This is a genomic window from Bartonella sp. MU70NMGDW, assembly GCF_042194085.1.
Taxonomy (GTDB): Bacteria; Pseudomonadota; Alphaproteobacteria; order Rhizobiales; family Rhizobiaceae; genus Bartonella; species Bartonella grahamii.
The window spans coordinates 1-2,397 of record NZ_JBHIMK010000188.1; the positions used below are offsets into that span (position 1 = coordinate 1).

The 2,397-nt window shown below is 36.6% G+C and carries 4 protein-coding genes and 1 pseudogene; all 5 read right to left on the minus strand.

The window, feature by feature from the left end; all coding sequences use genetic code 11:
- Nucleotides 1-61: 61 nt before the first annotated feature.
- Nucleotides 62-1,000 (minus strand): type IV secretion system protein, encoded by a 939-nt coding sequence (locus ACFIKE_RS09535; RefSeq protein ID WP_375649581.1) that lies wholly within the window; start codon nucleotides 998-1,000, stop codon nucleotides 62-64.
- A 46-nt stretch (nucleotides 1,001-1,046) separates the two neighbouring features.
- Nucleotides 1,047-1,451 (minus strand): EexN family lipoprotein, encoded by a 405-nt coding sequence (locus ACFIKE_RS09540; protein WP_375649583.1) that lies wholly within the window; start codon nucleotides 1,449-1,451, stop codon nucleotides 1,047-1,049.
- 48 nt (nucleotides 1,452-1,499) lie between these two features.
- The gene (locus ACFIKE_RS09545; RefSeq protein ID WP_375649586.1) at nucleotides 1,500-1,718 is read right to left on the minus strand and encodes a hypothetical protein; all 219 of its coding nucleotides are present in this window, start codon (nucleotides 1,716-1,718) and stop codon (nucleotides 1,500-1,502) included.
- A gap of 26 nt (nucleotides 1,719-1,744) precedes the next feature.
- Complete coding sequence (locus tag ACFIKE_RS09550; RefSeq protein ID WP_375649588.1) at nucleotides 1,745-2,146, minus strand: EexN family lipoprotein; 402 nt, start codon at nucleotides 2,144-2,146, stop codon at nucleotides 1,745-1,747.
- Nucleotides 2,146-2,397: pseudogene (locus ACFIKE_RS09555) on the minus strand (hypothetical protein); the annotation flags it as partial. The gene ACFIKE_RS09550 and the pseudogene ACFIKE_RS09555, both read right to left, overlap by 1 nt.

Here is a 2,397-nt window from a genome sequence, read left to right on the forward strand (position 1 = left end):
AGCCACTGAGAAAGAGAAATGGTAAGATAATCCCAATTTTTTTAAATTCCCGCATTTGAACTTAGGCCTTTGCTAATAGTGATGCTAATTTTTTAACGCCCTTTGCTATCGTGTTGGCTGTTGCTTTAGCAGCGCGAAAAGCTTCTTTTCCAGCGCGTTGCGTTCCCGTTATGGCACTTGTGAAAGAAACAGCCCCAGAGGCTAAAGCTGATGCTATATCAGGTAATTTGATGAAAAGGTAAATACCACAAAGGCCAACAGCTGAGAAATTAATTAAGGAAAGCATTATATCTTCAAGTGTTCCTGAGAAAATTTTTATTGCAAATTGGATATACAGACCACCAAGCAGCACGACTAATACCTGCAAAAGGATGAAATTTACAACTTGCCCTAACCATGCTTCTGTGAATTTTCTGGTTGAGGAAAACATAGAGAGGCTTATGAAGAGTGGTCCTATTGATAGGACAAGAAACAAACCCAGCTTAGCAAACATTGAGACGACAAAACCAATTATAGCCATTGCCGTGGCATCTATTAAACAGAAAAAACCAGCAATCCATGTCACAAGAAACTTACCCGTTTGAGTCCATCCTGTGTACTTCTCTGATGCGTCAAAAACGTGTGCACCTGCTTGTCTTAGCAGATTGTCCCATATATTTTGATCCGAGTGTGCTGCACCTTGTGTGACATTTGCAATGGCATTTGGCAGATCATTGAAAAATATATCCCTAACCCACGCATTATAAAGAGCAGTGTTTGTAGCGAGTGCAACAATGATGCCGAGTTTGAAAGCTGTCGCTATAAACTCCCATAAAGGCGTGGAAGAACGCCCTGAGATGATATTGTATCCCATAAATATAACGTAGATTGTACAAGACGCTTTAAGTGGGGCACTTAAACCCGATGAAAGATGATTAATAGTTTCGTCCATTATATTTTCAAGAGTCTTCGTTACAACATTATTCATATCAGTAAATATGGTTATATTTTCAAATGCCATTGCACGTCCATTTCATCAAACTTTTACAAATATGATTATTTCTGATTTAATTACTATCTTGTTTTTGTTCAGCTTTTTCTTTCGCTTCTCGTTCGGTTTTAGTGCGCTCTTCTGCTTCTCTCTTGGCTTGTTCTTTTGCTTTTTGTTCAGCTTTCCATTTTTCATGTTTAGCTTTTTGTTTAGCTATAAGTTCATCTATACCTTTCCTATACTCCTCTGCTGCTTTACGACTTCTTTCTTCAGCTTGTGCTTTATATTCTTTTTCAAGTTCTAAAAATGCTAACCGCATGTTTTCACAGTTTTTTGAAGTCCCTGCAAATCCACATTTAGCATCCCACTCTAAGCGTAAATTTTTATCTTTTTTAAATTCTGCTACACTGTGAGTTTTTTCACATCCAGCAGCGATAATTCCAGTGCCAAGTAGCAATGTTGTTATGAGAACTTTATTCATAGTATTTCCCCTTTTTCCTTTCAGTTTTACAAGGTTTGAGCACAATCTTTAAATTATGCTATGTTCTGGTTTTTTATAACCAGTGATGATAAATCTAGAGCACAGACATAATGTTGCCATAAATCTATTATAAAGTGTACAAAGCTCTTTAAGTTGAGCAGCTAAAGCGCAATAGTGATGTGTAATGGTGCTATCCATTGTCTTTGTAATTGGCTTCATTAACATATCATCTATATCAGTAAATACGCCTTTGGTTACTATTGCCATTGAGATGCTCCGCTATTTGTTGTGTTTTAATGGTTATTTTGTTTTTTTTCAGCGCGCTCTTTTGCTTCTTGTTCTTCCTCAGCACGTCGTTTTGCTTCTTGTTCAGCTAGTATTTTCTTAGTATTAGCTCTCATTTTTTCAAGTCTGGCTTTTTGTTCAGCTTCAAATTCTTCATATCTTTTGCGATTTTCTTCTGCAATTTTACGACTTCTTTCTGCTTCTTTTGCTTCATATTCTTTCTGAAGTTCTAAAAATGCTAACCGCATGTTTTCACAATTTTTTGAAGTTCCTGCAAATCCACATTTCGCATCCCACTCGAAGCGTAAATTTTTATCTTTTTTAAATTCAGCGACGCTATAGGTTTTTTCACATCCAGCTGTGATGAGCCCTGTGCAAAGTAGCAATGTTGTTATGAGAACTTTATTCATTATTTATTGTCCTGTTGTTGTTTAGCGCGCTCTTCTGCTTCTCTTTCGGCTCGTTCTTTTGCTTTTTCTTCAGCTTTTCTTTTTTCAAAATCAATTTTCCATTTTTCATGTCTAGCTTCTATTTCGGCTTCATATCTTTCCATCGCTTTACGATCTTCTTCTTTGCGTTCACGTGCTCTTTCTTCAGCTTTTGCTTCATATTCCTTTTCAAGTTCAAGTTGTGCTAATCTTAGGTTTTCACAATTTTTTGC

Coding starts and splice junctions, on each gene's coding strand:
- ACFIKE_RS09535 (WP_375649581.1), bottom strand. CDS start 1,000: ATGGCATTTGAAAATATAACCATATTTACTGATATGAATAATGTTGTA.
- ACFIKE_RS09540 (WP_375649583.1), bottom strand. CDS start 1,451: ATGAATAAAGTTCTCATAACAACATTGCTACTTGGCACTGGAATTATC.
- ACFIKE_RS09545 (WP_375649586.1), bottom strand. CDS start 1,718: ATGGCAATAGTAACCAAAGGCGTATTTACTGATATAGATGATATGTTA.
- ACFIKE_RS09550 (WP_375649588.1), bottom strand. CDS start 2,146: ATGAATAAAGTTCTCATAACAACATTGCTACTTTGCACAGGGCTCATC.